This window comes from Pseudomonas sp. FP2309 (assembly GCF_030687575.1).
Lineage (GTDB): Bacteria > Pseudomonadota > Gammaproteobacteria > Pseudomonadales > Pseudomonadaceae > Aquipseudomonas.
This window is the reverse complement of sequence record NZ_CP117439.1, coordinates 4,973,302-4,999,685: the sequence shown is the minus strand read 5'-3', so window position 1 is coordinate 4,999,685 and position 26,384 is coordinate 4,973,302. Positions and strand designations below refer to the sequence as shown.

The 26,384-nt window shown below is 61.6% G+C and carries 21 protein-coding genes; 12 read left to right on the top strand and 9 right to left on the bottom strand.

Going from position 1 to position 26,384, the window contains the following annotated elements:
- The first annotated feature begins 4 nt into the window (after window positions 1-4).
- From rpoA to bfr, 4 genes are all read left to right on the top strand, one after another.
- Complete coding sequence (rpoA, locus tag PSH59_RS23030) at window positions 5-1,006, top strand: DNA-directed RNA polymerase subunit alpha (protein WP_003176403.1); 1,002 nt, start codon at window positions 5-7, stop codon at window positions 1,004-1,006.
- Window positions 1,007-1,047: 41 nt separating this feature from the next.
- Window positions 1,048-1,434 carry a 50S ribosomal protein L17 gene (gene rplQ, locus PSH59_RS23025; RefSeq protein ID WP_003176402.1) on the top strand — a complete coding sequence of 129 codons (387 nt, stop codon included), beginning with the start codon at window positions 1,048-1,050 and terminating at the stop codon, window positions 1,432-1,434.
- Window positions 1,435-1,671: 237 nt separating this feature from the next.
- Window positions 1,672-3,120: a catalase gene (locus PSH59_RS23020; protein ID WP_305393752.1), complete on the top strand. Its 1,449-nt coding sequence runs from the start codon at window positions 1,672-1,674 to the stop codon at window positions 3,118-3,120.
- Window positions 3,121-3,275: 155 nt separating this feature from the next.
- Window positions 3,276-3,740: a bacterioferritin gene (bfr, locus tag PSH59_RS23015; RefSeq protein WP_248078726.1), complete on the top strand. Its 465-nt coding sequence runs from the start codon at window positions 3,276-3,278 to the stop codon at window positions 3,738-3,740.
- Window positions 3,741-3,805: 65 nt separating this feature from the next.
- Here bfr and uvrA read toward each other — a convergent pair whose 3' ends face one another.
- Window positions 3,806-6,640, bottom strand: coding sequence for an excinuclease ABC subunit UvrA (uvrA, locus tag PSH59_RS23010; protein WP_248078723.1), 2,835 nt, complete (start codon window positions 6,638-6,640; stop codon window positions 3,806-3,808).
- Between the two features lie 178 nt (window positions 6,641-6,818).
- Between uvrA and PSH59_RS23005 the strand changes: the two genes are divergently transcribed.
- The 3 genes from PSH59_RS23005 (at window position 6,819) to tam (ending at window position 9,715) form a co-directional block, all read left to right on the top strand.
- Window positions 6,819-8,213 carry an MFS transporter gene (locus PSH59_RS23005; RefSeq protein ID WP_248078721.1) on the top strand — a complete coding sequence of 465 codons (1,395 nt, stop codon included), beginning with the start codon at window positions 6,819-6,821 and terminating at the stop codon, window positions 8,211-8,213.
- Window positions 8,214-8,222: 9 nt separating this feature from the next.
- Window positions 8,223-8,738 carry a single-stranded DNA-binding protein gene (locus PSH59_RS23000; RefSeq protein WP_003232445.1) on the top strand — a complete coding sequence of 172 codons (516 nt, stop codon included), beginning with the start codon at window positions 8,223-8,225 and terminating at the stop codon, window positions 8,736-8,738.
- Between the two features lie 215 nt (window positions 8,739-8,953).
- Window positions 8,954-9,715, top strand: coding sequence for a trans-aconitate 2-methyltransferase (gene tam, locus PSH59_RS22995; RefSeq protein ID WP_305393751.1), 762 nt, complete (start codon window positions 8,954-8,956; stop codon window positions 9,713-9,715).
- 21 nt (window positions 9,716-9,736) lie between these two features.
- On the opposite strand, the gene PSH59_RS22990 is transcribed toward tam, so the two are convergent.
- Complete coding sequence (locus tag PSH59_RS22990; protein WP_305393750.1) at window positions 9,737-10,300, bottom strand: cysteine hydrolase family protein; 564 nt, start codon at window positions 10,298-10,300, stop codon at window positions 9,737-9,739.
- 96 nt (window positions 10,301-10,396) lie between these two features.
- On the opposite strand from PSH59_RS22990, the gene PSH59_RS22985 reads away from it, so the two are divergent.
- From PSH59_RS22985 to PSH59_RS22975, 3 genes are all read left to right on the top strand, one after another.
- On the top strand, window positions 10,397-11,356 hold the full coding sequence (locus tag PSH59_RS22985; protein ID WP_305393749.1) for a GlxA family transcriptional regulator: 960 nt from the start codon (window positions 10,397-10,399) through the stop codon (window positions 11,354-11,356).
- A gap of 171 nt (window positions 11,357-11,527) precedes the next feature.
- Window positions 11,528-12,637, top strand: a complete 1,110-nt coding sequence (locus PSH59_RS22980; protein WP_305393748.1) for a DUF3182 family protein — start codon at window positions 11,528-11,530, stop codon at window positions 12,635-12,637.
- Window positions 12,627-13,382: a S9 family peptidase gene (locus tag PSH59_RS22975; RefSeq protein WP_248078714.1), complete on the top strand. Its 756-nt coding sequence runs from the start codon at window positions 12,627-12,629 to the stop codon at window positions 13,380-13,382. Before PSH59_RS22980 ends, PSH59_RS22975 begins: the two co-directional genes overlap by 11 nt.
- 24 nt (window positions 13,383-13,406) lie before the next feature.
- On the opposite strand, the gene PSH59_RS22970 is transcribed toward PSH59_RS22975, so the two are convergent.
- From PSH59_RS22970 to PSH59_RS22955, 4 genes are read right to left on the bottom strand one after another with little or no spacing between them, the layout of a single operon-like run.
- On the bottom strand, window positions 13,407-14,360 hold the full coding sequence (locus PSH59_RS22970; RefSeq protein ID WP_248078712.1) for a lysylphosphatidylglycerol synthase domain-containing protein: 954 nt from the start codon (window positions 14,358-14,360) through the stop codon (window positions 13,407-13,409).
- Window positions 14,350-15,612, bottom strand: coding sequence for a cardiolipin synthase ClsB (gene clsB, locus PSH59_RS22965; RefSeq protein ID WP_305393747.1), 1,263 nt, complete (start codon window positions 15,610-15,612; stop codon window positions 14,350-14,352). The genes PSH59_RS22970 and clsB overlap by 11 nt, the downstream gene beginning before the upstream one ends.
- Window positions 15,609-16,385 carry an endonuclease/exonuclease/phosphatase family protein gene (locus tag PSH59_RS22960; protein WP_305393746.1) on the bottom strand — a complete coding sequence of 259 codons (777 nt, stop codon included), beginning with the start codon at window positions 16,383-16,385 and terminating at the stop codon, window positions 15,609-15,611. Before PSH59_RS22960 ends, clsB begins: the two co-directional genes overlap by 4 nt.
- Entirely contained in the window at window positions 16,382-17,308 is a 927-nt protein-coding gene (locus PSH59_RS22955; RefSeq protein ID WP_305393745.1) for a DUF72 domain-containing protein, read from the bottom strand. The genes PSH59_RS22960 and PSH59_RS22955 overlap by 4 nt, the downstream gene beginning before the upstream one ends.
- Window positions 17,309-17,452: 144 nt before the next feature.
- On the opposite strand from PSH59_RS22955, the gene PSH59_RS22950 reads away from it, so the two are divergent.
- Window positions 17,453-19,549: a mechanosensitive ion channel family protein gene (locus PSH59_RS22950; protein WP_305393744.1), complete on the top strand. Its 2,097-nt coding sequence runs from the start codon at window positions 17,453-17,455 to the stop codon at window positions 19,547-19,549.
- Between the two features lie 87 nt (window positions 19,550-19,636).
- Here PSH59_RS22950 and PSH59_RS22945 read toward each other — a convergent pair whose 3' ends face one another.
- Window positions 19,637-23,884 carry a DEAD/DEAH box helicase gene (locus PSH59_RS22945; RefSeq protein WP_305393743.1) on the bottom strand — a complete coding sequence of 1,416 codons (4,248 nt, stop codon included), beginning with the start codon at window positions 23,882-23,884 and terminating at the stop codon, window positions 19,637-19,639.
- A gap of 167 nt (window positions 23,885-24,051) precedes the next feature.
- Between PSH59_RS22945 and PSH59_RS22940 the strand changes: the two genes are divergently transcribed.
- Window positions 24,052-24,936: a sugar nucleotide-binding protein gene (locus tag PSH59_RS22940; RefSeq protein WP_248078695.1), complete on the top strand. Its 885-nt coding sequence runs from the start codon at window positions 24,052-24,054 to the stop codon at window positions 24,934-24,936.
- Between the two features lie 125 nt (window positions 24,937-25,061).
- On the opposite strand, the gene PSH59_RS22935 is transcribed toward PSH59_RS22940, so the two are convergent.
- Window positions 25,062-25,760 (bottom strand): OmpW family protein, encoded by a 699-nt coding sequence (locus PSH59_RS22935; RefSeq protein WP_017525975.1) that lies wholly within the window; start codon window positions 25,758-25,760, stop codon window positions 25,062-25,064.
- A 94-nt stretch (window positions 25,761-25,854) separates the two neighbouring features.
- A complete protein-coding gene (locus tag PSH59_RS22930; protein WP_305393742.1) occupies window positions 25,855-26,376 on the bottom strand; it encodes a DUF3299 domain-containing protein in 522 nt (173 codons plus the stop codon).
- Window positions 26,377-26,384: the final 8 nt, after the last annotated feature.

The following is a 26,384-nucleotide window of genomic DNA, read 5'->3' as shown; positions in this document are numbered from 1 at the left end:
ATCCATGCAGATTTCGGTAAATGAGTTCCTGACACCCCGCCACATTGATGTGCAGGTTGTCAGTCCAACCCGCGCCAAGATCACTCTCGAGCCTCTCGAGCGTGGTTTTGGCCACACCCTGGGCAACGCGCTGCGCCGCATCCTGTTGTCCTCAATGCCCGGCTGTGCAGTAGTCGAGGCCGAGATTGACGGTGTGCTCCACGAGTACAGCGCCATCGAAGGTGTACAGGAAGACGTAATTGAAATCCTGTTGAACCTTAAAGGTCTGGCTATCAAGCTGCACGGCCGTGACGAAGTTACGCTGACCTTGTCGAAGAAGGGTTCGGGGGTGGTTACCGCTGCCGATATTCAGCTGGATCATGATGTCGAGATCGTTAACCCCGATCACGTAATCGCTAACCTGGCGTCTAACGGCGCCTTGAACATGAAGCTCACTGTAGCTCGTGGTCGTGGTTATGAACCGGCCGACTCGCGTCAGAGCGATGAAGACGAAAGTCGCAGCATTGGTCGCTTGCAGCTTGACTCTTCGTTCAGCCCGGTTCGCCGTATCGCATACGTGGTGGAAAACGCCCGTGTCGAGCAGCGTACTAACCTGGACAAGCTGGTTATTGATCTGGAAACCAACGGTACTCTGGATCCTGAAGAGGCTATTCGTCGTGCTGCAACCATCCTGCAACAGCAGTTGGCTGCATTCGTCGACCTCAAAGGTGACAGCGAACCAGTGGTAATCGAGCAGGAAGACGAGATCGATCCGATCCTGCTTCGCCCGGTTGACGATCTGGAACTGACTGTACGTTCGGCTAACTGCCTTAAGGCGGAAAACATTTACTACATCGGCGACCTGATTCAGCGTACCGAAGTAGAACTGTTGAAGACTCCGAACCTGGGCAAGAAATCCTTGACTGAAATCAAGGACGTTCTGGCCTCCCGCGGTCTGTCCCTCGGCATGCGCCTCGACAACTGGCCGCCTGCAAGTCTTAAGAAGGACGACAAGGCGACTGCCTGATCGTCGTAATCACCGAACGTGAGTTTGGTAAGGAATGAACCATGCGTCATCGTAAAAGTGGTCGTCACCTGAGCCGTACCAGCTCGCACCGCAAGGCCATGTTTCAAAACATGGCGGTGTCGCTGTTCGAGCACGAGCTGATCAAAACTACACTGCCGAAAGCTAAAGAACTGCGTCGCGTTGCTGAGCCGCTGATCACTTTGGCTAAGACAGACAGCCTGGCTAACCGCCGTCTGGCCTTCGACCGTACTCGTTCGAAAGCTATCGTTGGTAAGCTCTTCAACGACCTGGGCAAGCGTTACGCTACCCGTGAGGGTGGCTACCTGCGCATCCTCAAGTGCGGTTTCCGCGCTGGTGACAACGCGCCTATGGCGTACGTTGAGTTGGTTGATCGTGCTACTGCCGGCGAAGCTGTAAGCGCCGAGTAAGACGACAAGCTATAACGAAGAACCGGGCCTAGTGCCCGGTTTTTTGTGCGCGTAATAAAAGCGCGATTCGTACAAGTCTCCGCGGGTAATGCTCTGCACTATGGCTGTTGGTTTATTGGTAGTTATTTTCTATCGATGCGTACAATTTAATGAATTTGTACGTGTCATGTTGATGGTTAATACTCCCTCCAAGCCGATTAGCCGGCCGTTCCGAGCCCGACCTGAGGTAAATTGAGCATGAGCCAGAATAAAGTCCTTACCACCGCCAGCGGTGCACCCGTTGCGGATAACCAGAATTCCCGTTCCGCCGGCCCGCGCGGTCCGCTGCTGCTCGACGATTTTCACTTGATCGAGAAGCTCGCTCACTTCAACCGTGAAAACATCCCTGAGCGTCGTGTGCACGCCAAAGGTTCGGGGGCTTACGGTACATTTACCGTTACCCAGGACATCACTCGGTACACCTGCGCCAAGTTGTTCGAGTCTGTGGGTAAGCAAACTCCAACATTCCTTCGCTTCTCCACAGTGGGCGGTGAGCGTGGCTCGGCGGATACCGAACGTGACCCACGTGGGTTCGCCTTGAAGTTCTATACCGAAGAAGGTAACTGGGACATCGTGGGTAACAATACGCCGGTGTTCTTCATCCGCGATCCGCTGAAGTTTCCAGACTTTATCCACACCCAAAAGCGCCTGCCGCAAAGTAACCTGAAAAGTGCGCAGATGATGTGGGACTTCTGGTCGCACTCTCCGGAGGCGCTGCACCAAGTCACTATCCTGTTTTCGGATCGTGGCATTCCGGACGGATACCGCCATATGCACGGCTTCGGTAGCCACACTTACAGTCTGATCAACGCCAAGGGCGAGCGTCACTGGGTGAAGTGGCACTACAAGACCAAACAGGGCATCAAGAACCTGGCGCCTGCCGATGCAGCACGGTTGGCAGGCACCGATCCGGATTACGCACAGCGCGATCTGTTCGGCGCAATTGAGCGTGGTGATTTCCCGAAATGGCGCGTGTGCATCCAGATCATGACCGAGGCCCAGGCCAACGCTCACTATGAGAATCCCTTTGATGTGACCAAAACCTGGTCGCAGAAAGAGTTCCCGCTGATCGAAGTCGGTGAGTTGGAACTCAATCGCAACCCGCAAAACTACTTCGCTGAAGTCGAGCAGGCTGCATTTGGTCCGAGCAATATGGTTCCTGGTGTTGGCCTGTCGCCAGACCGCATGCTGCAAGGGCGCGTTTTCGCGTATGCCGATGCGCACCGTTACCGTGTCGGAACCAACCACCAGCAACTGCCGGTGAACGCCCCACGCAGCCCGGTAAATTGCTACCAGCGCGACGGCTCCATGGCTTTTGGCAGCAATGGGGGGGCAGCGCCTAACTACGAGCCAAACAGTTACGCTGATGCACCTAAGCAGGCGCCGCAATACGCCGAGCCGGCGTTGGCTCTGAGCGGTGCCGCGGATCGTTATGATCACCGCGAAGACACTGACTACTACAGCCATGCAGGTGCCTTGTTCCGTTTGATGAACGATGAGCAGAAAGCGCTGCTCACCGACAACATCGCCGGTGCAATGGCCGGGGTATCCAGTGACGTGGTTCAGCGTCAACTGGCGCACTTCCACAAGGCGGACCCTGCGTACGGAGAAGCAATCGCAAAGGCGCTGGGTGTATCGCTTAACTGAGTCTAAACGATAAGCAGAACCGCCCTCATTTGGGCGGTTTTTGCGTTATTTCGGCTACTTTTCTCCGGAAATCTTCACTTTTATGCCGTTAGTCCCGTGACCTCCGAGTCAGCATGGTTCAAACTACAGACTTTCAAGTAGGGAGATGTAGGGCGATGCAAGGTCACCCCGACGTAATCGATTACCTCAACACGTTGCTGACGGGCGAACTGGCAGCTCGTGACCAATATTTCATCCACTCGCGCATGTACGAGGATTGGGGCTTTACCGAGCTCTACGAACGTATCAATCACGAAATGGAAGAAGAGGCACAGCACGCCGACGCATTGATGCGCCGTATCCTGATGCTCGAAGGCACGCCACGTATGCGTCCCGACGATCTGGATGTGGGCACCAGTGTGCCTGACATGCTCGCAGCCGATCTTCGCCTTGAATACAAGGTGCGTGCCGCGCTGTGCAAAGGCATCGAGCTCTGCGAGCAGCACAACGACTATGTCACCCGCGAAATTCTGCGTGTGCAGTTGAATGACACCGAAGAAGATCACACCTACTGGCTGGAAAAGCAGTTGGGTCTGATCAAGCTGATTGGTCTGGAAAACTACCTGCAATCGCAGTTCTGATTTCCGCGTACAAGAAAGCCCCTGTCACCGCAAAGTGACAGGGGCTTTTTGTTGGGCCCGATAAATCAGGCCCGGTCGCGCGCCAACAGCGGTTTCAAGTAATAACCGGTGTGCGACTGCGGCATCTCGGAGACCTGCTCCGGTGTGCCCACTGCGATGATCTGGCCACCTTTGGAGCCGCCCTCCGGTCCCAAATCCACCAACCAATCGGCCGTCTTGATTACATCAAGGTTGTGCTCGATCACCACCACTGTGTTGCCGTGATCGCGCAATCGGTGCAGAACGTCCAGCAATTGCTGGATATCGGCGAAGTGCAAACCCGTGGTGGGCTCATCGAGGATGTACAAGGTTTTGCCGGTATCGCGCTTGGACAGCTCACGAGACAGCTTGACCCGCTGCGCCTCACCACCGGACAGCGTGGTCGCCGATTGCCCCAGCTTGATATACGACAGGCCCACATCCATCAGGGTCTGCAGCTTGCGCGCCAACGCCGGAACCGCATCGAAAAACACCCGAGCTTCCTCGATGGTCATCTCCAGGGTTTCGTGGATGTTTTTGCCCTTGTACTTGATCTCCAGGGTTTCGCGGTTATAACGCTTGCTCTTGCACACATCGCACGGCACGTAGATGTCCGGCAGGAAGTGCATCTCCACCTTGATCAGGCCATCGCCCTGGCAGGCCTCGCAGCGGCCACCCTTGACGTTGAACGAAAAACGTCCAGGACCGTAGCCGCGTGAACGTGACTCGGGCACGCCGGCGAACAATTCCCGAATCGGCGTAAATAGCCCGGTATACGTCGCCGGGTTTGAACGCGGTGTCCGCCCAATCGGGCTCTGGTCGATATCGACCACCTTGTCCAGGTGCTCCAGGCCCTTGATGCTGTCATGGGCAGCGGCTTCCAGAGTGGTCGCACCGTTCAGGGCGGTGGCGCTCAAGGGGAACAGCGTGTTGTTGATCAGGGTCGACTTGCCAGAGCCCGAGACCCCGGTTACGCAGGTCAGCAGGCCCAGCGGAATCTCAAGATCGACATTACGCAGGTTATTCCCGCGTGCGCCCTTGAGGTGCAGTGCCATCTTCTTATTGCGCGGCGTACGTTTGGCCGGCACTTCAATTTTTACGCGGCCAGACAGGTACTTGCCGGTTAACGAGTCCGGATGAGCCATGACTTCGGCGGGTGTGCCTTCGGCAACGATATGACCACCATGCACCCCGGCGCCAGGGCCGATGTCCACCACATAATCCGCCAGGCGAATCGCGTCTTCGTCGTGCTCGACCACGATCACGGTGTTGCCGATATCCCGCAGATGTTTGAGCGTCCCCAACAGGCGGTCGTTATCGCGTTGGTGCAAACCGATCGACGGCTCATCGAGGATGTAAAGCACGCCTACCAGGCCGGCGCCGATCTGGCTGGCCAGACGAATGCGCTGCGCTTCGCCGCCGGACAGGGTGTCGGCGCTGCGATCCAGGGACAAGTAATCCAGGCCGACGTTAACCAGGAACTGCAAACGCTCACGAATTTCCTTGAGGATCTTGTCGGCAATTTCGCCGCGGCGTCCGGTCAGCTTCAGCACGCCGAAGTACTCACAGGCATCGCCGATCGGCAGGTTGGTGACGGCGGGCAAGGTTTTTTCGCCAACCCACACGTGCCGTGCCTCGCGACGCAGGCGAGTGCCACGGCAATCCGGACACGGTTGGGTGCTGAGGAATTTCGCCAGCTCTTCGCGCACGCTGGCCGATTCGGTTTCGCGGTAGCGACGCTCCAGGTTCGGCACGATGCCCTCGAACGGGTGCGAGCGTTTAACGATATCGCCGCGGTCGTTCAAATACTTGAAGTCGACGTTCTGCGAGCCACTGCCATGGAGGATCACTTTCTGCTGGTCCGCCGGGAGCTGGTTGAACGGCACTTCGAGGCTGAACTTATAGTGGGACGCCAACGACCCCAGCATCTGGAAGTAGTAGACGTTACGCCTGTCCCAGCCACGTATGGCGCCCTCCGCCAGTGTCAGCTCGCCATTGACCAGGCGCTTGATGTCGAAGAACTGCTTCACGCCCAAACCGTCGCACGTCGGGCATGCGCCAGCCGGGTTGTTGAAGGAAAACAGCTTGGGTTCCAGCTCGCTGATGGCATGGCCGCAGATCGGGCAGGCAAAGCGCGCAGAGAAGATGATCTCTTCGCCCGGCTCGTCATCCATCGGCGCCACCAGGGCAATGCCGTCTGCCAGCTTCAGCGCAGTCTCAAACGATTCGGCCAGACGCTGCTGCAGATCGGCGCGCACTTTAAAGCGGTCGACTACCACATCAATGGAATGCTTCTTCTGTTTGTCGAGCTTCGGCGCCTCGTCCAGTTCATACAGCTTGCCGTTGATGCGTGCACGAACAAAACCCTGGGCGCGCAGCTCTTCGAATACCGAGAGGTGTTCGCCCTTGCGCTCGCGAATCACCGGCGCCAGCAGCATCAGTTTGGCGCCTTCCGGTTGGGCCAGCACCAGGTCGACCATCTGGCTGACGGTCTGGGCTTCCAGGGGAATGTCGTGGTCCGGGCAGCGCGGGATGCCTACCCGCGCGTACAACAGGCGCAGGTAGTCGTAGATCTCGGTGATGGTACCCACGGTGGAGCGTGGGTTATGGGAGGTCGACTTCTGTTCGATGGAAATCGCGGGCGACAGGCCTTCGATGGTGTCGACGTCGGGTTTTTCCATCATCGACAGGAACTGGCGGGCGTAGGCCGACAGCGATTCCACATAGCGACGTTGACCCTCGGCATACAGCGTGTCGAACGCCAGGGATGATTTGCCGGAGCCGGACAAGCCGGTGATGACGATCAGCTTGTCCCGGGGCAGGGTCAGGTCGATGTTCTTCAGGTTGTGGGTTCTAGCCCCACGAATCAGGATCTTGTCCAAGATGGCCTCGCACGGCGGGCGTAAATAATGCGGGAGTATACGACGGAAGACTGGATGAATATACACTGTCAAATTGCCGGGTGCAGCCTTACATGAAAGCTGCGCGGCAAAGCGCCGCATATACCCTCTCAATCGATGGGACTGGTAGAATCGCCGCCGGTTCACACGAGGTTTTTCCATGCACGATCCCCACAGCGAACGCATGAGTAGCGGCGAGACCCGAGCAGCAAGCGGTCTGGCCCTGGTGTTCGCCTTCCGTATGCTGGGCATGTTTATGGTGTTGCCGGTGCTGGCGACCTATGGCATGGACCTCGCAGGCGCGACCCCGGCGTTGATCGGTCTGGCGATTGGCGCCTATGGCCTGACCCAGGCGATTTTTCAGATTCCATTCGGGATCATCTCCGACCGTATCGGTCGTCGCCCGGTGATCTACCTGGGGCTGATCGTCTTCGCCCTTGGCAGCGTGCTCGCCGCGCAGTCCGATTCGATCTGGGGCGTGATCGCCGGCCGCATCCTGCAAGGCGCCGGCGCGATATCCGCAGCCGTCATGGCGCTGCTCTCCGACCTGACCCGCGAACAACACCGTACCAAAGCCATGGCCATGATCGGCATGACCATCGGTCTGTCGTTTGCGGTGGCCATGGTGGTGGGCCCGTTGCTGACGCGCGCGTTCGGTTTGCACGGGTTGTTCCTGGCCACGGGCGGCATGGCGCTGTTCGGTATCGTGATCGTGGCCTTTATGGTGCCGCGCTCCACCGGCACGCTGCAGCATCGTGAATCCGGCGTTGCGCGCAAAGCGTTATTGCCGACGCTCAAGCACCCGGACCTGCTGCGCCTCGATTTAGGTATCTTCGTATTACACGCCATGCTGATGTGCAGCTTCGTCGCGCTGCCCCTGGCACTGGTGGAAAAAGCCGGCCTGCCCAAGGAACAGCACTGGTGGGTGTACCTCACGGCACTGTTGATTTCGTTCTTCGCCATGATCCCGTTCATCATCTACGGCGAGAAGAAACGCAAAATGAAACGAGTTTTGCTCGGCGCCGTCGCGACTTTAATGCTCACTGAACTATTCTTCTGGCAGTTCGGCGACAGCCTGCGGGCGCTGGTGATCGGCACGGTGGTGTTCTTCACCGCGTTCAATTTGCTGGAGGCTTCGCTGCCGTCGCTGATCAGTAAAGTTTCACCGGCAGGTGGCAAGGGCACGGCGATGGGGGTGTATTCCACCAGCCAGTTCCTGGGTTCCGCGCTGGGTGGCATCATGGGCGGCTGGATGTTCCAGCATGGCGGTTTGTCGGTTGTCTTCCTTGGATGCGCCGGGCTGGCTGCACTTTGGCTGGCCTTTGCTGTTACCATGCGCGAACCTCCCTATGTCACCAGTCTGCGTTTGCCGCTGTCGCCCGAGGCGATCCGCGAAGCGGGTCTGGTAGAGCGCCTGAAGGCCGTCGTAGGGGTAACGGATGCAGTCGTGGTCGATGAAGAAGCGGCCATTTACATCAAATTGGACACCGAATTATTGGATCGCGCGACGCTCGAGCAACTGGTCAACCCAGTGCCGACAGCGCGCCCAGCCTAGGAGAACGTTATGGCCCGTGGGGTTAACAAAGTCATATTGGTCGGTACATGCGGCCAGGATCCCGAAGTTCGCTACTTGCCTAACGGTAACGCCGTGACCAACCTGAGTCTGGCGACCAGCGAACAGTGGACCGACAAGCAGACCGGTCAGAAGGTCGAGAAGACCGAATGGCACCGTGTGTCGATGTTCGGCAAGGTGGCAGAAATCGCGGGTGAATACCTGCGCAAAGGTTCGCAGGTGTACATCGAAGGCAAACTGCAAACCCGCGAGTGGGAAAAAGACGGCATCAAGCGTTACACCACCGAAATCGTGGTCGACATGCAAGGCACCATGCAACTGCTGGGCGGCCGTCCACAGGGCGACCAACAGGGCCAGGGCGGCATGTCCAACTCGGCGCCACGTCCACAGCAGTCGCGTCCGCAGCCAAGCCAGCAGCCCCAGCGTGAGTCGCGTCCAGCGCCACAGCAGGCCGCGCCGCAACCGGCTCCGGATTTCGACAGTTTTGATGACGATATCCCGTTCTAGGTTATCGCTCAGGCCCGCCTGAAAAGTTACTCCCCAAAGCCCCGAGAGTCCCGCTCTCGGGGCTTTTTGTTTGCGGTTTTGTACTCCCGGCGATTAACCCGCACCCTCCTGGATAAACATCGCGTGAGCCTCCTGATGCTCGCTCCCCCAGGGTTTGTTCTTCTCGGTGCCACTGATTTAGTCTGTAACCCCCCTGACAAACAAGGAGCGCCGCGATGACCTGGTCTGCCAAGCAGTACACGCTGTTCGAACAACAGCGCACTCGTCCCGTCCGTGATTTGGTGGCGGCTATTGCGACCACTGACGTGCGCACCGCCGTCGACCTCGGGTGCGGGCCGGGCAATTCCACTGAAGTGCTGGCCGCGCGCTTCCCTCTGGCGCATGTCACCGGCCTGGACAGTTCCGACGATATGCTGGTCGACGCCCGCAGACGCCTGCCGCAGCTCAATTTCGAACTGGCGGATATCGGCGCCTGGCACCCTGCGCACGCGTTCGACGTGATCCTCGCCAACGCCTCCCTGCAATGGCTGCCGCACCACGCGACGCTGTATCCACAGTTGGTCAGGCAACTGACGCCCGGCGGTACGCTGGCGGTGCAGACCCCGGACAATCTCGACGAGCCTGCGCACCGTCTGGCGCGCGACGTCGCGGCTGATGGGCCCTGGGCTGCAAAGATCGGTGCGGTCAAACACAATGAGCGCCACGCGGCCAGTTATTACTACGAACTGCTGAGCCAGCACTGCAGCACCGTCGATGTGTGGCGCACCATCTACCTGCATCCGCTGGCGGATCACGCAGCGGTGGTGGAGTGGTTCAAAGCGTCGGCGCTGCGGCCCTTTCTGGCACCCTTGACCGAGGGCGAAAAAGCCGCGTTCCTGCAGGAGTACCAGGCGCGCATCGTCCAGGCCTATCCTGCGCTGGCCGATGGCACAGTATTGCTGCCCTTTCCGCGCCTGTTCATCATCGCGACCCGATGACTGCATGTGGCTCCGCAGCGGTCATGCTGCCGCTGTTTGCGCCTGCACATACTCATCCGCAGACATCACGCCCGCATAGCCGAACGCCAGCGATGCCATGTACGCGGCATGCACCTGCGCTGCCGGAATCACCTGCCCATTGAACTCCAGGTCGCGGGTGGCGCAGGCGTCATGGATCACCGTGACCGTGTAACCCAGGTCTGCCGCCGCGCGTACCACCGCGTCGATGCACATATGGCTCATGCTGCCGACCACCACCAGTTCGGTGATGCTGCGCTGCTCCAGCAGGGCACGCAGGTTCGTTTCGCGAAACGCGTTCACAAAGTGTTTAAGCACCACCGGTTCGTTGTCTTCGTTCAGCACTTTGCGGTGCAAATGCGCGCCCTGCGAGGCGGGCGTGAAGAAGGGCGCGTCTTCGGACGTGAACTCATGCCGCACGTGAATCACCGCATCCTCCGCAGTACGAAACGCTTTGAGCACCTGGGCCGCCTTGTCTGCCGCGGCCTCCACGCCGTCAAGCGGCCACTTGCCTTGGGGGAAGTAGTCGTTCTGGATATCGATTAGGATGAGCGCTTGCTTGGCCATGGGTGTTGCCTCGTGATGGGTGGATGGGCCCAGTATCTTAGCTGGCGCCGGCGCCGGGCATTGGCTGCACCGACAATAACAGGGGGAAAACTGACAATGGCTGTGGTTGAGCTGGGCGTGTTGATCTACAAAGGTGCGCAGTTGGCCGCCGTGCATGGCTTGACGGACCTGTTTGGGGTGGCGAACCGGATCGCCGCCGAGCACCAGTCTGCGCAATTGCCGCTGCTACGTATCAGCCATTGGCACGTCGATGACGGGGGCAGCCCCACCAGGACGTTCGACAGCCACCCCGGCCCCGACCAGCCGATGATGGCGGTGCTGGTGCCGCCGTCGATTGGCGAGCTCACCGAAGAACAGGCGCCGCCCGCGTTGCTCGACTGGCTTCGCCGACAGCATGCCGCGGGTACTGTGCTCGGCGGCGTGTGCATCGGCTCGATCATGCTCGCGCGCAGTGGCCTGCTGGACGGGCGTAGCGCCACCACCCATTGGTCCTCTGCCGAGTCCTTCGCCGCCTGCTACCCGGCCGTGCGCCTGGAAGCCGATAAACCCATCGTCGATGACGGCGACTTGATCACCACCGCCGGGCTGATGGCCTGGTCTGAACTGGGCCTGCGCCTGGTCGACCGCTTGATGGGGCCCAGCATTGCCGCCGACACCGCACGGTTTCTGGTGATCGAGCACAGCGACAGCGCCAGCCTGTGCGGCAGTAACTTCGCGCCGATTCTCAGCCATGGCGACGCGGCTATCCTCAAGGTTCAACATGGGTTGCAGGCCAGCGGCGCGGTGGATGTGTCCATCGCCGCCATGGCGCAAGAGGCGGGACTGGAAGAGCGCACTTTCCTGCGGCGGTTTCGCAGCGCCACCGGTTTGAAACCCACCGAATACTGCCAGCACCTGCGCGTCGGCAAGGCGCGGCAGATGCTCGAATTCACCAACGGCACCATTGACCATATCGCCTGGGCCGTGGGCTATCAGGACCCCAGCGCTTTTCGCGCCACGTTCAAGAAAATCACCGGCCTGGCACCGAGTGATTACCGCAGCCGATTTGGGGTGTGAATCGTGCAGAACACCGCGCCTGCGCGGCAGCGTCGTGCAGAATAAAACAGGCCAACTGCCATCGGCCCTGCAGCAACCGATTGATTTCAAAAGCATCCCGTGCCAACGCGCCTTGGCCTGATCCCTGCAACGTTTCCGTTACACACATGGCGGGATGGCCAAGGGGGACGCATGACCCCGATTCAACGCAACAAATGGGTAGTTGCTCACTCCACAAGGGAGGGTGCGCCCCAGCACGAAGTGGATACTAACCGCGAGCTGGCCCGTTGGCTGGCGCAAATCCTCGGACTCACATTCGACGGCAGCTACGACCCGCACAAACACGCCAACCGTGAGCTTTATCTGTTGCCGACCCAAACCCTGGTAGGTCCGGCGCAAGCACGGGCGCTCAATGTCAAAGGCCCGGAAGATCTATGGGGCGGCTATGTTGACTACGATTTTATTTGCACTAAAGCCATCAGCCACGGCCTGTTAAGCCCGGACGCCACGGCACCCGAGGGGTGGTCGGCATTATTCTGCGAGCGTGTGCGGGACGTCGTATTGGACGGCTTCAGCGTATTCGCGCTGGAAGATGCACTACCTGCCGCTACGCGCCTGCTCAACGACGGTCCGCTGCGCGTGAAACCGGTGCACGCCTGTGCCGGACGTGGCCAAGAAGTTATCCACAGCCTCGACGAATTCGATGCGCTTCTGGCGCGGCCCGACGCCGCAAAAAGCTTCAGCGAGGGGGTGGTGTTGGAACAAGACCTCAAGGATGTGGTCACCCACAGTGTGGGCCAGAGTGTTATCGGCGATCACGTGTTCAGCTACTGCGGCGAGCAATATCTGACGCGGGACGGGCAGGGCGAAGAGGTCTATGGCGGCTCGAACCTGCTGGTGGTGCCAGGCTATTACGAAGCCTTGCTCACGCTGGACCTGCCCGACGACGTGCGCCTGGCCGTCGAACAAGCGCAGGTCTTTGACGCCGCCGCCGATGAGGCCTACCCCGGCTTCTATGCGTCGCGGCGCAATTACGACATCGCCCAGGGCCGCGACAGCAAGGGCCGGCAGCGCAGTGGCGTGCTTGAGCAGTCCTGGCGCATGGGTGGGGCCAGCAGCGCGGAAGTCGCGGCGCTGCAAAGCTTTATCCAGGATCCAGGCCTCAAGGCCATCCGCGTGTCTTCAGTGGAAACCTACGAGGACCAGGCCCTGCCGGCGGATGCGATCGAGGTGTACCGCGGCCCGGCCGAGAACAGCGACTTTCTTTTGAAATACGTGACGGTTAAAGCTTATGACGGCTAGAAGCGAAAGCATTGCGATCGATATCGACGACGAACAAATGAGCGGCACGTTCCTCAGCCCAAAATCCAAAGTGCCGGGGGTGTTGTTCGTGCATGGATGGGGCGGCAGCCAGGAGCGCGACCTCGAGCGGGCTAAAGGCATTGCCGGCCTCGGGTGTGTATGCCTGACCTTCGACCTGCGCGGCCACGCCGGCGCTGGTATCCCGCTCAACCGCGTGACGCGCGAAGATAACCTGCGAGATCTGTTGGCGGCCTACGACCGGCTGCTCTCCCACCCGGCCATCGACACCTCGGCAGTGGCGGTGGTGGGCACCAGTTATGGCGGTTACCTGGCGGCGATTCTCACCTCGCTGCGCCCGGTGCGCTGGCTGGCGTTGCGGGTGCCGGCGCTGTACCGCGACCAGGAGTGGACCAAGCCCAAGCGTGATCTGGACAAGATGGACTTGATGGATTACCGCAGTACGCTGGTGCAGGCCGACACCAATCGTGCACTGCATGCGTGCTCGGCATTCACCGGGGATGTGCTGATCGTCGAATCGGAAACCGACGACCACGTGCCCCACGCCACCATCATGAGCTACCGCGCGGCGTGCCAGCAGACCCATTCCCTGACCCACCGCATCATCGATGGCGCGGACCATTCGTTGAGCGACCCAGTGTCTCAACAGGCCTACACGTCCATTTTGGTCGACTGGATTACCGAGATGGTGGTGGGTGAGCGCTTGAGCATCATCCAGTCCCGATGATTCGTCACTGCCCTTAGAGCGCCATCAGGCGGTCTTCTTCACCCGCAACGACTTGGCCTTGGCCTCCACGCCCAGGTACATCACCAGGGTGATCAACAGCGGGCAAATAAAATAAATCGCCCGATACGCAATCAACCCGGCCAGCAGGCTGCCGCGTGATGCCTCATGCTGCAACAACCCGATAAACACGGCCTCCAGAACCCCGAGTCCGGCGGGGATATGCGTCACCACGCCGGCAATCGCGCTGATCAGCAACACGCCGAGCACCAGCGGATAATCCAGCTTGGCCGGCAGCAGGGTAAAAATCACCGCCGCCATCAGCGACCAGTTCAACGCGCCAAGGGCCAATTGCAGGCACGCCATGCGCAACGACGGCAGGTTGATCTCAATGCCACGGACCGACCAGGCACGCTTCGTCGAAAACCGACACGCCGCCAGATACCCCAGGCTCGCCAGCACCAACAACACACCGACGCCTTGCAGCGCGCCGCTGCTGAGCTTCCAGCCCGGTGGCATGGTCACCAGCCCGCTGCTGAATACCGCACCGGCCAGCGCCATATAGCCGAACCAATTGGTGGCCAGGCTCAGCCCCAGAATTTTCGCGATGTTGCTGGTGCTCACCCCCAGCCGCGAATACAACCGGTAGCGCATCGCGATCCCGCCCACCCACGCGCTGAGGTTGAGGTTGAACGCGTAGCTGATGACCCCCACCGGCAGGATCTGTTTCCAGCGCAGATTCTGGCCGATGTAAGTGCGACCGATCAGGTCGAAGCAGGCGTAGACGAGGAAGCTGCACAGGGTCAGCGCGCTGGCGATCAGCAACGTGCGCAGCTTGAAGTCGCCGAGGGTCTGGAACACCTCGCTCCAGTCGATGCGCCGCGCGAGCAGGGTGAACAGTACGATCAGCAGCAGGAAAAAAACGATGGTCAACGGTTTCTTCCAGCGCTTGAAACGCGAACCGCCGGTATCAGACGTCATGGGCGTGGCTCTCAAAAGGTTTCAGACGCGGTTTATGCGCCGGCAGCCAGCCGGTCAGCGCTGGGAAGTGACGCATCACATGAAACACCAGAAAACCCACGGTCAAGCGCCATAGCCACAGGCGCGGCTTGCGGTTTTCCGGCATGGTCTGGCAATGCTCTTCGGCGAGTGCTTGCAAGCGTTCGTACAAACACTGATTGAACGCGCGGTCGCGGATCAGCACGTTGGCTTCCAGGTTCAGCGACAGGCTCAACGGGTCCAGGTTGCTGGAGCCCACGGTCGCCCATTCGTCATCTACCAACGCCACCTTGCCGTGCAGTGGTCGTTGGCAATATTCGTGGATCACCACACCGTCCTTGAGCAAATAGTCATAGAGCATGCGTGCCGCGAGCTTGGCCAGCAGCACATCAGGCTGACCTTGCATGATCAACTGCACCTTGACGCCCCGGCGCGCCGCGTTACGAATTTCACGCAACAGGCGATAGCCGGGGAAGAAGTAGGCGTTGGCGATCACCGCGCGTTTGCGGGCTTTGCTCAAAGCATGGATGTAGGCTTCTTCAATGTCGTCGCGGTGTTGCAGGTTGTCGCGGTAGATCAGGCGCACCAGACCGTCGCCGTTATCGGCTGGCCATGCCGAGGGCCGTTGCTGGCGCCGCCGCCAACCGCGCCGCGCGCGCACCTGGCGCCCGCTCTGTGCGAGGGCGAAATGATGCAGGTCGGCCACCGCCGGCCCCGTCACCTGCACGGCGTAATCCTGTTTGGCTTCGGGGCCGAAATCCCCCAGATGATCGGCCGAAAAATTGATCCCGCCGATAAACCCCACGGTGGCATCCACCACGACGATCTTGCGATGCAGGCGGCGGAACCAATTGGTGCGGATACCCAAGGTCTTGGACGCGGGGTCGAACAGTTGCACCATCACGCCGGCGTCCGCCAACTCTTTGAGAAACGACGCACTCAGCTCGCCGCAACCAAAACCGTCGAGGCTCGCGACCACTTTCACGCCACGCCGCGCCGCGTCGATCAGGATGCCTTGCAGCTCATGTCCCACCTTGTCCTCGAAAAGAATGAAGGTCTCCAGCAGGATTTCGCGCTGGGCCTGGCGCATGGCCTCGAACACCTTCGGGAAATACGCCTCGCCATTTTCCAGCAACTCGACCTGGTTGCCGCTCTGCCAGCCGTAGTCCAAATCGCGAGCCTTGGCGTCATCCGGTGGCTGGTCGGTGGAAATGTGCTCGACTGCGATGTTCATAGTTCAATCTCCACCGACAACGGCACGTGGTCTGACAAATGTGACCACGGGCGCGTATTCAGCACCCGTGGCTGGTGCACCTTCACGTTGCGTACGTAGATGCGGTCCAGCGCCAGCAGCGGCAGGCGCGCCGGGAAGGTGCGCGCAGGTTTACCGTTGGCCTGCACGAACACCTCCGTAAGGCCGCTCTGGCTCAGGTCGGCGCGCTGGCGCCAGTCGTTGAAATCGCCGGCAACCACCAGCGGCGCATCGGCGGGAATCTCACGGATACGCTGTTCCAGCAGGCGCAATTGCTGCTGGCGATGCACCTCGCGCAGCCCCAGGTGCATGCAGATCGCGTGCACTTCTTGGCCGGTGCCCGGCAGGCGCAGCACGCAGTGCAGCAGCCCTCGGTTTTCATGGCCGCTCTGGGAAATATCAAGGTTGTCGTAACTCACAATCTGGAACTTGGACAACAGCGCATTGCCGTGGTCGCCATGCGGGTAGACCGCGTTACGCCCGTACGCGAACTGCGGCCAGATGCTGTCGGCGAGGAACTCGTACTGCGGCATGTTCGGCCAATCGCTGTAGCGCTGCGGATGGCGTTCGTGGGTGCCGTGGATTTCCTGCAAAAACACGATGTCGGCGCCCACGCTGCGTACCGCTTCACGCAATTCAGGCAGGATGAAGCGACGATTCAGGGCGGTGAAACCCTTGTGGATATTCACCGTCAGCACCGTGAAATGCGTGATGGCGGCGCTTGGTGTCACGGGGATCAGTTCAGGGTGCGTCATGGCAGGACTCCCGGCTCAGGCAGTTTTCCTGGCGCCGTGGCGAGGTGCTTGTCCAGGTCGAAACGCTCTAGCAAGTGGCGCGCATCGAAGGGGGCCCGGACCTTGATGTCGTTGTCGAAAAAACACAACACATCGCGACTTTTGCGTGCGCGGGGCTTGTGCTGCGGGGCGGCCAGGTGCGCATCCGCCGGCTGTTTGCCGTGGCGCCAGCAGTCAATGCGATCCCCCCAGCGCTGGAGGGCTTCGTCGGTATAGCCGCTGGCGTATAACTGCTTGTCGCCGTGCAGGCGCAGGTACACGAAGTCGGCAGTCACATCTTCGAGATACGGCCACTTGCCGGCCGTGTCTGCGACCACGAGGGCCACGCCGTATTTGTCCAGCAGTTGCACAAACTCCGGGACGGCAAAACTCGTGTGGCGAATCTCCACCGCGTGGCGCACCGGGCGTGTGCCGTGGGGCTTAAGGCTCGCTTTGCCGTTCAGGCGTGGCTCGTGCTGACGGGCGAGGGCGGCGGCCTGTCGCGTGTCGGCTGGCAACTGCTTGAGGAAAGCCTCAAACAGCAGCGGATCGAACTTGAAGCTGGGCGGGAACTGCCACAGGAACGGCCCGAGCTTGTCTTTCAATTCCAAGACGCCGGAGGCGAAGAAATTCGCCAGCGCCCCGTGCACGTCGTTCAAGCGCAGGGTATGCGTGATGTAACGCGGCGCCTTGACGCTGAACATGAAGTCCTCAGGCGTATCGGCATACCACTCGGCATAGCGCGCTGGCGTTTGCAGTGCATAGAACGAACCGTTGATTTCGATGCTGTTGACGGCACGTGAGGCAAACTGTAACTCGCGTTTTTGAGTCAGCCCCTCGGGGTAGAAGTCCCCGCGCCAGGGCTTATAGCGCCAGCCGGAAATGCCGATGTGAATCGCCGCCATGATTGCTCCCATGGGAATAGGGTCGTTGAGGGATGACTGCGAGATTTGCGTGAAAGTTTCGCTGCGCCTACAGACGGCACCCGGGAACGATCGTGGCGCAAACCCGTCAGTTCCTTACAGACCCTTCTGAACGAGGCCGGTGTTTTGCTGAATCTCAAGACTGCATTACTGCTTGGCGCACTGCTGTTTTGCTCCAGCGGCGCGTTGCAGGCCGCGGCGACCGCGCCCGAACCCGAGGCACCGGCCAAGCCGGAATTGCTGGTAGAGGGGGGCCTGCTCGGGGCCATCAGTTCCAGCATCGATGACGTGCAACAGAAACTCGATCTGAACCAGAACGTCATCGATGAATGGCGCCTGCGTGCCGACCGGGCCGCGAATGAAGTCGGACGCCTGGTGGACCAGACCGCCGCGCGCTCGCCGTGGAGCGTGGCCGGGGATTTCCTGTTGCTGTCCGGGGTGTGGATCGGCGCCTTTACGCTGTTGACGCTGCTGGGGCGCTTCATCGTGGGACGGCTGAGCCGGCGCATATTTTTCGAGCGGCGCGGGCGCTTGCTGGCGGTGCTGGGCTACGGGCTGCCCTATACGATTGCGGCGATCGTCTGCCTGCCGTTGACCCTGTACGTCAGCCACTTTCTGGACACCTCCGTCGGCCGCGCGCTGGCGCTGTGTTTTGCCTACGCCACCAGCAGCGGCATATTTTCCACCTCGCTGCTGCTGTGCGTGATCGTGATGTTCAACGTCGGCCACAAGCGAACGGCCGTACGGATTATTCGTGACTACTGTCCCAAACCGCTGTTCCTGATCGGCTTTCTCGCCGCGCTCAGCGACGCCCTGACCAGCCCGCAGATCGCCCGTCAGTTCGGCGGCAATATCACCAGCGGCATCGCGGTGTTTACCGCGTTGTTCGCCACGCTGATTTTCGGTGTGCTGGTGGTGCGGCTGCGCCGTCCCGTGGCGCATCTGATCCGTAATCGGTCGTTGGCCCAACGCCTCAAGCACCCGGCGTTGCAACAGTCGCTGCGGATTTTCTCGGGGCTCTGGTACTGGCCGATTTTGTTGATGGTGCTGGTCTCGGCGATCAACCTGATCGGCGCCGGTGACGATAATCAAAAGGTCTTGCGCTGTGCGCTGTTCACCACGATTTTGCTGATCGGTACGGTGTTTCTCAGTACGGTGCTGCAGCACCTGTTCAAGTCCCGCAGCCAGGTGGCGATCCAGCGCAGCAGTGCCTATAAAGAGCGCTTCCTCAGCTTGCTGCACGCGGTGCTGCGCATCGTCATGGCGGTGGCGTTTATCGAGGTGCTGGGGCGGATCTGGGGCGTGTCGTTGTTTGAGTTTGCCGAACGCAACTCCATAGGCCGTGCCATCAGCAACTCGCTCAGCAGCATCGGCCTGATCCTGCTGATGACCTGGCTGTTCTGGGTGGTGCTCGACACCGCGATCCAGGAGGCGCTCAAACCACCGGTCAACAAACGCTCCAGCCGCCAGCCGAGCACGCGGGTCAAAACCATCCTGCCGTTGCTGCGCAATGCGGTGAAGATCATCCTGGTGGTGATCTGCGCGATCACCACCATGGCCAACCTGGGCATCAACGTCGCGCCGCTGCTGGCGGGCGCCGGGGTGGTCGGGCTGGCCATTGGTTTCGGCTCCCAGCAACTGGTGCAGGATGTGATCACCGGGCTGTTCATCATCATCGAAGACACCCTGTCGATCGGCGATTGGGTGGTGCTCGACTCGGGCCACGCCGGCACCGTCGAAGGCCTGACCATCCGCACCCTGCGCCTGCGCGACGGCAAGGGCTTTGTGCACTCGGTGCCGTTCGGGCAGATCAAGGCTGTCACCAATCAGTCGCGGCAATTCGCCTATGCGTTCTTCTCGGTGCAGTTCACCTACGACACCGACGTGGACAAGGCCGTGGAGCTGATCCGCGAAGCCGGGCAGTCGATTCGCGACGACGTATTCCTCAAGTACAACCTGCAAGGTCCGTTGGAGGTGTTCGGCGTCGACAGGATGGACCTAAACGGCGTGGTGCTGACCGCGCAGTTCCGTACCGTGTCGGGCGGGCAATATGCCGTCAGCCGCGCGTTTAACCAGCGCTTGAAAAAGCTTGTGGATAACTGCGCAGAGGTGCACTTCGCGCAAACTTATCCACAGCAGGTTCTGTTGCCCAAGCGTGCGTTGCAGGTGGACGAAGGGGGGGAGGCGGTGCCTGCTCCGGGGGCATCCACCGGGCAGTCCTGACAGCTTTACCTGGGTTCGTCCCGACAGGCGGCGGTGATCTTGTTGGAGCTGTTGCGCACCCCGGCGCAGGGCAAGCTCGCTCAGGTTTCAGTGCCTGATCAACTTTTCCTGCACCGCCAACGGGTCCACGTCCAGCAACATCTGCTGCTTGCCGGCCACCGTCACCGCCGCCGGCACCCCGTCCCGGTACACAATCCGATTGCCACTCACCGCTGGCACCTTGGTGCCCGGCAGCAAGGTGCCCACCAGGTTCAACGGGTCTGCGCCGCAGACCGCAATCAAGCTGCCGTCATGGGGCCTGCGGCGCACTTCGCGCAGCAGCGGGATCGCCTCCGGCAATGCAAACTGCTCCCCCGCCAGGCCGCTGACAAAGCGTCCGCCGCGAATGTCGCCGCGTGCCTCCAGCCGATGGAACGTGCGCAGCAATTCGCGCCAGCTCGGCAACCAGTCCGCCTCACGCTCCAGCAGCCGCCAGAACACCACGCCATAACGACGCAGCAAGGTCATGGCGATATGTTCCAGCGTCTCGGCCGAGTGCGGGCCGGCAGCGGTGGGTGAGCGTCGCACCAAGGCCCAGCGCCCGGCATCGTCCATGCCGCCGATAAACGCGCCGCGTCCGCGCCGACTGCTGCGCGCCTGGCGTTTGCTGGCCGGCGTGGTCAGGGCGCGCAGCCCGGCGAAGCTGTCGGCATTCACCAGGCCCGCACCGACCAATTCTTGCAGGGCGCTCTCCAGTTCGCTGCGCAGCAGGTGCGCCTCGTGCACCAGTTCATCGAAAAACAGCGCGCCGTGTTCGCGCAGGGCCAGGTGGACCTTCTGGGCCTTGGGCGACAGGGTGGTGCTGTCGGTGAGTTCGGTCAGCCCGCTCCACAACGCCACCTGACTGCGTGGCAGCAACACCACCGGCGTACTGCGCAATGCCATGGCGCCGCCCTTGTGGCTCAGGCGTATCCATACCAGTTTGCCGCTGCGGCACAGGTCATCGAGCCAGGTGCCGGTGAAATCCTTGACCCGTGCACTGAGCAAGTCGCTGTCCCAGGCCGACGTGGCGGCGGCGTAGCCTTCGAGCTGCGCGACGATCTGCGGCAACACCGCGCTGCCCTGGCCACGGGTGGCCTCGGACAGGTGCTGCCAGTCGAACAGAAAACGCATGAAGTCCTGCAACGCTACCGGTTCGATTTCGCGCCGCAGGCGCTTGACCGTGTAGCGATGAATGCGCGCCAGCAGGTGGCGTTCGCACCATTGCTCCTGCGTGGCATCCGGGCAGAAGCGGCCGCGCAGCACATAACCTTCCTGCTCCAGCCGGGCCAGTGCCTGCGTGATATCGGCCACCGGCAACCCCAGGGGCGCGGCGATCTCGATCAGGCTCAGCGGGCCGAAACCACTCAGGCGTGCGCGCACCAGTTCCAGCAGCGCCGCATCATAGGTCCACGACTCATCGAAACCCGGTAGCAGCGGCAGGTCGTTGGGATAAATCGCCTGCACACAACTCAAGCGTTCAACCGCCACCCACAGGCCGTTGTGCAAGCGATGCGCGCGCCCGCTCTTGGCCAGGGCCTGCAGCCAGGCGTCCCATTGCGGTGTGGCCTCCTGGTCGGCGATGCACGCCAGGCTCATCAATGCCTCGTGCATCTCATCCGGGCCATGGGGCGCGGGCCAGGCTTCTTCGCGCACGCCGGCGATGGCCTCGGCATCCAGTGCGCCAAGGTCGTCGGTGCTGTGCGGGTCGCTCCAGCGCCAGTTGAGCACGGCTTGGGTGCGGCGCTCTTCCAGCGGTGCGTCGTCGAGGAAGGTGTAGGGCCGCGCACTGAGAATCTCGGCGGCCATGGGCGAAGGGGCGGGCAGATCGCGGCTGATCAGGCGCACCTCGCCACGCTCCATGCGCCGCAGCAGAGCCAGCCAGGCGTGGCTGTCCATGGCTTCGTGCAGGCAATCGTCGAGGGTCTGCTCCACCAGCGGGTGTTCCGGCACTTCGCGCTCGCCGGCGAGGTTTTCCAGGCAGGCGATCTGGTCGGGAAACACACTGGCGATCAGGTCTTCGCTTTTCATCCGCTGAATCTGCGGCGCCACTTTGCGCCCTCCGGTATAGCGCGGCAACGCCAGGGCCACCCCGGCATTCCAGCGCCAGCGCACGCCGAACAGCGGCGCATCGAGCACGGCCTGGATCAGCAGGTGCTCGGCGCTGTTGCTGTGCAGATAGCGCCACACTTCGTCCAGCGCAAAGCTGTGGCTGGTGGACAGCGACAGCACGATCGCATTCTCACTGGCCGCCGCCTGCAATTCGAAGTTGAAGGTGCGGCAAAAACGCTTGCGCAGGGCCAGGCCCCAGGCGCGGTTGAGGCGGCTGCCAAACGGCGTGTGGATAATCAACTGCGTACCGCCGGACGCGTCGAAAAAGCGCTCCATGATCAACGTGTCCTGGGAGGGCAAGGCGCCCAGGGCCAGGCGGGTGCGGGCCAGGTAGTCGAGGATTTGCTCGGCGCTGGCGCGGTCCAGGCCGAGGTCGTCGGTGAGCCAGTCTTGCGCGGGCTGCAGGTCGCCCGGCGTTGCGCTCAGCAGCGCATCCATGTGGCCCAGCAGGCGCGCCACGGCCATCGACAACGCTTGGCTGCGGCCCGGCGCCTCGCCCAGCCAGAACGGAATGGTCGGCGGCTGGCCGTGGGCATCTTCGACCCGCACTTTGCCGGCCTCCACCCGCAGGATGCGGTAGGAGGTATTGCCGAGCTGGAAGACATCCCCGGCGATGCTTTCCACTGCGAAGTCTTCGTTGACGCTGCCGATGTTGAGACCCTGAGGCTCGAGCAGTACGCCGTAGTCGGCGTTGTCGGGGATGGTGCCGCCACTGGTCACGGCCGTCAGCCGGGCGCCGCGCCGGCCGCGCAAGGTGCGGGTGAGGGCGTCGCGGTGCAGGTAGGCGCTGCGGATGCCCTGGCGTCCGTTATAGCCTTCGCTGAGCATCTGCAACAGCGCCTGGTAATGGCGTTCATCCAGCCCGGCATAGGGCGCGGCGCGGCGGATCAATGCGAGCAGGGCCTGTTCCGACCACTCCTGGGCGCTGACTTCGGCAATGATCTGTTGTGCCAGCACGTCCAATGGCGCGACGGGAATGTGCAAGGTGTCGAGTTCGCCCCGGCGCACGCAGTCGAGCAGCGCGGCGCACTCGATCAAGTCGTCGAGGGTGGTGGCGAACAGGCGGCCCTTGGGTGTGCCGCCGACCTGGTGCCCGGAGCGCCCGACCCGTTGCAGAAAACCGTTGATGGAACCCGGCGAGCCGATCTGACACACCAGGTCGACGTCGCCGATATCGATCCCCAACTCAAGCGACGCCGTGGCGATCAGCACTTGCAACTCGCCGGCCTTGAGGCGTTGTTCGGCGTCCAGGCGCAGCTCTTTGGCCAGGCTGCCGTGGTGGGCGGCCACGGCGGTTTTGCCCAGGCGCTCGCTCAAATGCCGCGCCAGGCGTTCGGCCAGGCGTCGGGTGTTGACGAATATCAGCGTGGTGCGGTGTTCGCGGGCCAATGTCGCGAGACGCTCGTAGACCAGCTCCCACACATCGTTAGCCATCACCGCCGAGAGCGGCACGGGCGGCACTTCGATCGCCAGGTCGCGGGGGCGGGCGTGGCCGATGTCGACGATGGCGCATTCGCGCTCGGTGCCGACCAGAAACCGCGAGACCGCGGCGATGGGCTTTTGCGTGGCCGACAGCCCGATGCGTGTCAGCGGTTCGGCGCACAGCCCTTGCAGGCGCTCCAGGCTCAGGGCCAGGTGGCTGCCGCGTTTGCTGGCGGCGACGGCGTGGATTTCATCGACAATCACCGTGCGCGTGCTGGCGAGCATGTGTCGACCGGACTCGGAACCCAGCAGCACATACAGCGACTCCGGGGTGGTCACCAGGATATGCGGCGCGCGTTTGCGCATCTGAGCGCGGTCTTTTTGCGGGGTGTCGCCGGTGCGCACCGCGGTGCGGATCTCCACGGCGGGCAGATGCTGCGCCTGCAATTGCTGGCCGATCCCGGCCAACGGGGTTTGCAGGTTGATCTGGATATCGTTGGACAACGCCTTGAGCGGCGACACGTAGACCACCAGCGTCTCGTCCGGCAGGTACCCGCCGCTGGCCAGGCCTTGGTGTACCAACTCATCGAGCACCGCGAGGAAGGCGGTGAGTGTCTTGCCCGACCCGGTGGGCGCGGCGATCAGGGTCGAGCGGCGCTGGCGGATCAACGGCCACGCCTGCGCCTGGGCGTGGGTCACCGAAGGGAACGTGCTGCGAAACCAGGCGCTGACGGCGGGGTGAAAGTCGTCCAGCACCGTCTCGGTCGATTCAGAAAGGCTCATGCAGTGATTGATGCCACCGGCTCCCACAAGTTGCAAGCCCGCAGTTTGTCCGTGACGGTTGCGCTACAAACCCGCAAAATGCAACGATTCTGGCAATTACCTGCGGCACGGCGCACACGCCTGTCGATAATAACCATCGTTCCAAACAGACCGGGCCTGCTCAATCTATGCGAATGCGCCTTATGTTACTGGGCGGCGGGAATGCCCTCGGGCAGGCGCTGATTCGTCTCGGTGCAGAGGAAGACATCGGTTTCCTCGCCCCCAAACCGCCCCAAGACGGCTGGGATGCCGCAAGTCTCACCCAATTGCTCGACGACACCCGTCCCGATGCCTTGATCAACCTCGCCTACTATTTCGACTGGTTCCAGGCCGAAGCGGTCAGCGAGACCCGCCTGGCCGCCCAAGAGTTCGCGATCGAACGCCTGGCCGAACTGTGCCAGCACCACACCATTACCTTGCTGCAACCGTCCAGCTACCGCGTGTTCGATGGCTCCCGCGCCACCGCCTACAGCGAAAAAGACGAGCCGGTGCCCCTGGGCCTGCGCGGCCAGGCGTTGTGGCGCATCGAGCAGAGCGTGCGCGCCACCTGCCCGCAGCATGTGCTGCTGCGCTTCGGTTGGTTGTTGGATGACAGCGTCGATGGGACCCTGGGGCGCTTCCTGGCCCGGGCCGAGCAGCCGGATGAGTTGCTGATGGCGGACGACCGCCGCGGTAACCCGACGCCGGTGGACGACGCGGCACGGGTGATCATCTCGGTGCTCAAACAACTCGATTGCGCAGCGCCCTTGTGGGGCACTTACCACTACGCTGGCCACGAGGCGACCACGCCGTTGGCGCTGGGCCAGGCGATCCTCACCGAAGCGCGCAACTATCATCCGTTGGCCGTCGAGTCCCCCACCGCCCAGGCCCACGCGGCACGCCCGGATGCGGCGGACGAACCGCAGCACGCGGTGCTGGCCTGCAAGAAAATTCTGCACACCTTCGGCATCAAGCCACGGGCTTGGCGGGCGGGCTTGCCGGCGCTATTGGATCGGTTCTACCGGCGCAGCTGAACCCAACGCAACACCAATGCAGGAGGGGGCTTGCCCCCGATAGCAGGGTGTCAATCAACAGAATCATTGATTGATCCACCGCCATCGAGGGCAAGCCCCCTCCCACATTGTTCAGGCCGTGTTGCTTAGAACTTGTAGCCAATGCCCACCATGTAAACCATTGGGTCCACGTCCACATTCACCTTGGCGCGGGTACCGGGGGCCACGGCGTTGTTTTCGACGGTGGCTTTGGTGCTGATGTCGATGTAACGCGCCTGGGCGTTGATCATCCACTTGTCGTTGATCATGTAGTCAGCGCCGATCTGCGCGGCCCAGCCCCACGAGTTCTCGGCCTTGAAGTTGCTGAAACCGGCTTCGGAGGCGCGGCTGCCGACGTGTTCGTCGTAGATCCAGGTGTAGTTGATACCGGCGCCTACGTACGGTTGGAACGCGGACTTGTTGTCCAGTGGGTAGTACACGACGCTCAAGGTTGGCGGCAGGTGTTTCAGCGTGCCGAGCTTGCCATTGGCGGCGCCGAGGGCGGTGCCTTTGATCTTCACATCATGCTCAAACGGCGTGGCCGCCAGCAGTTCGATACCGACGTGGTTGGTCAGCATGTAAGCGAAGTTCAAACCCAACTGGGTGTCGCTGCTCATGGTCGCCTTGCCGCCCAGGTTGGCGCCGGCCAGTGGGCCCTGGTCAACTTTGACGGTGCTGCTGTCGGCCTTCGGGTTCACGGTGATTGCACCGGCGCGAATCAGAATGTCACCCGCTTCGTGAGCGTGGGCAACGGGGGCGACGAGGGCGAGCGCGAAGAGGGACGCGCCGAGCAGGGACTTGTTCATGGGAGCTCCAGAGGACGTTTAAAAGTTGTACGTCCAATGGTAAAGATCGTTCCGTTCTGTCCGTTGACTCAGCTCAATGAAAGGGCAATCAGCGTTATTCCGGCAGTTCGTACATGTAAATCTTCTCGGCCTCCATCTGGTAACCGGCGTCGGCCAATTCGCTGGTGGACGGTTTGACCTGCATCGCCCCTTCGATCCAATACGGCTGGTAGAGCTCGTCGAGCTTCACCCCGACCTCGCTTTTTACATGCACGATCTGGTTCGACGGCGGTGGCGGCACGTGGATGCATGCGCCGAAATACGGCACCAGCAAAAACTCAGTGGTGCGGCCTTCTTCGCTGACTTCCAGCGGCACGATGTAGCCCGGCAGGCGGATGTGCCGGCCATCGAGCTGCTGCACGACGGGCGCATTCGGCAACGATTGCTTGGCCGCGGGCGCCGCTTCGACGGACAAGGCATCGGCCATCTTCGACATATCGTGCAGCGGCCGCATGTCGGGCACTTCCGGTGGCGCATCCGGCGGGATCAGCTCCGACCAGGTCAACTCTTTAGGCTGCGCGGCGGCCCACACAGGCAGGGCCACCAACAGCAACAGCGCAAACAGGGCACGACGCATCGAAGCCT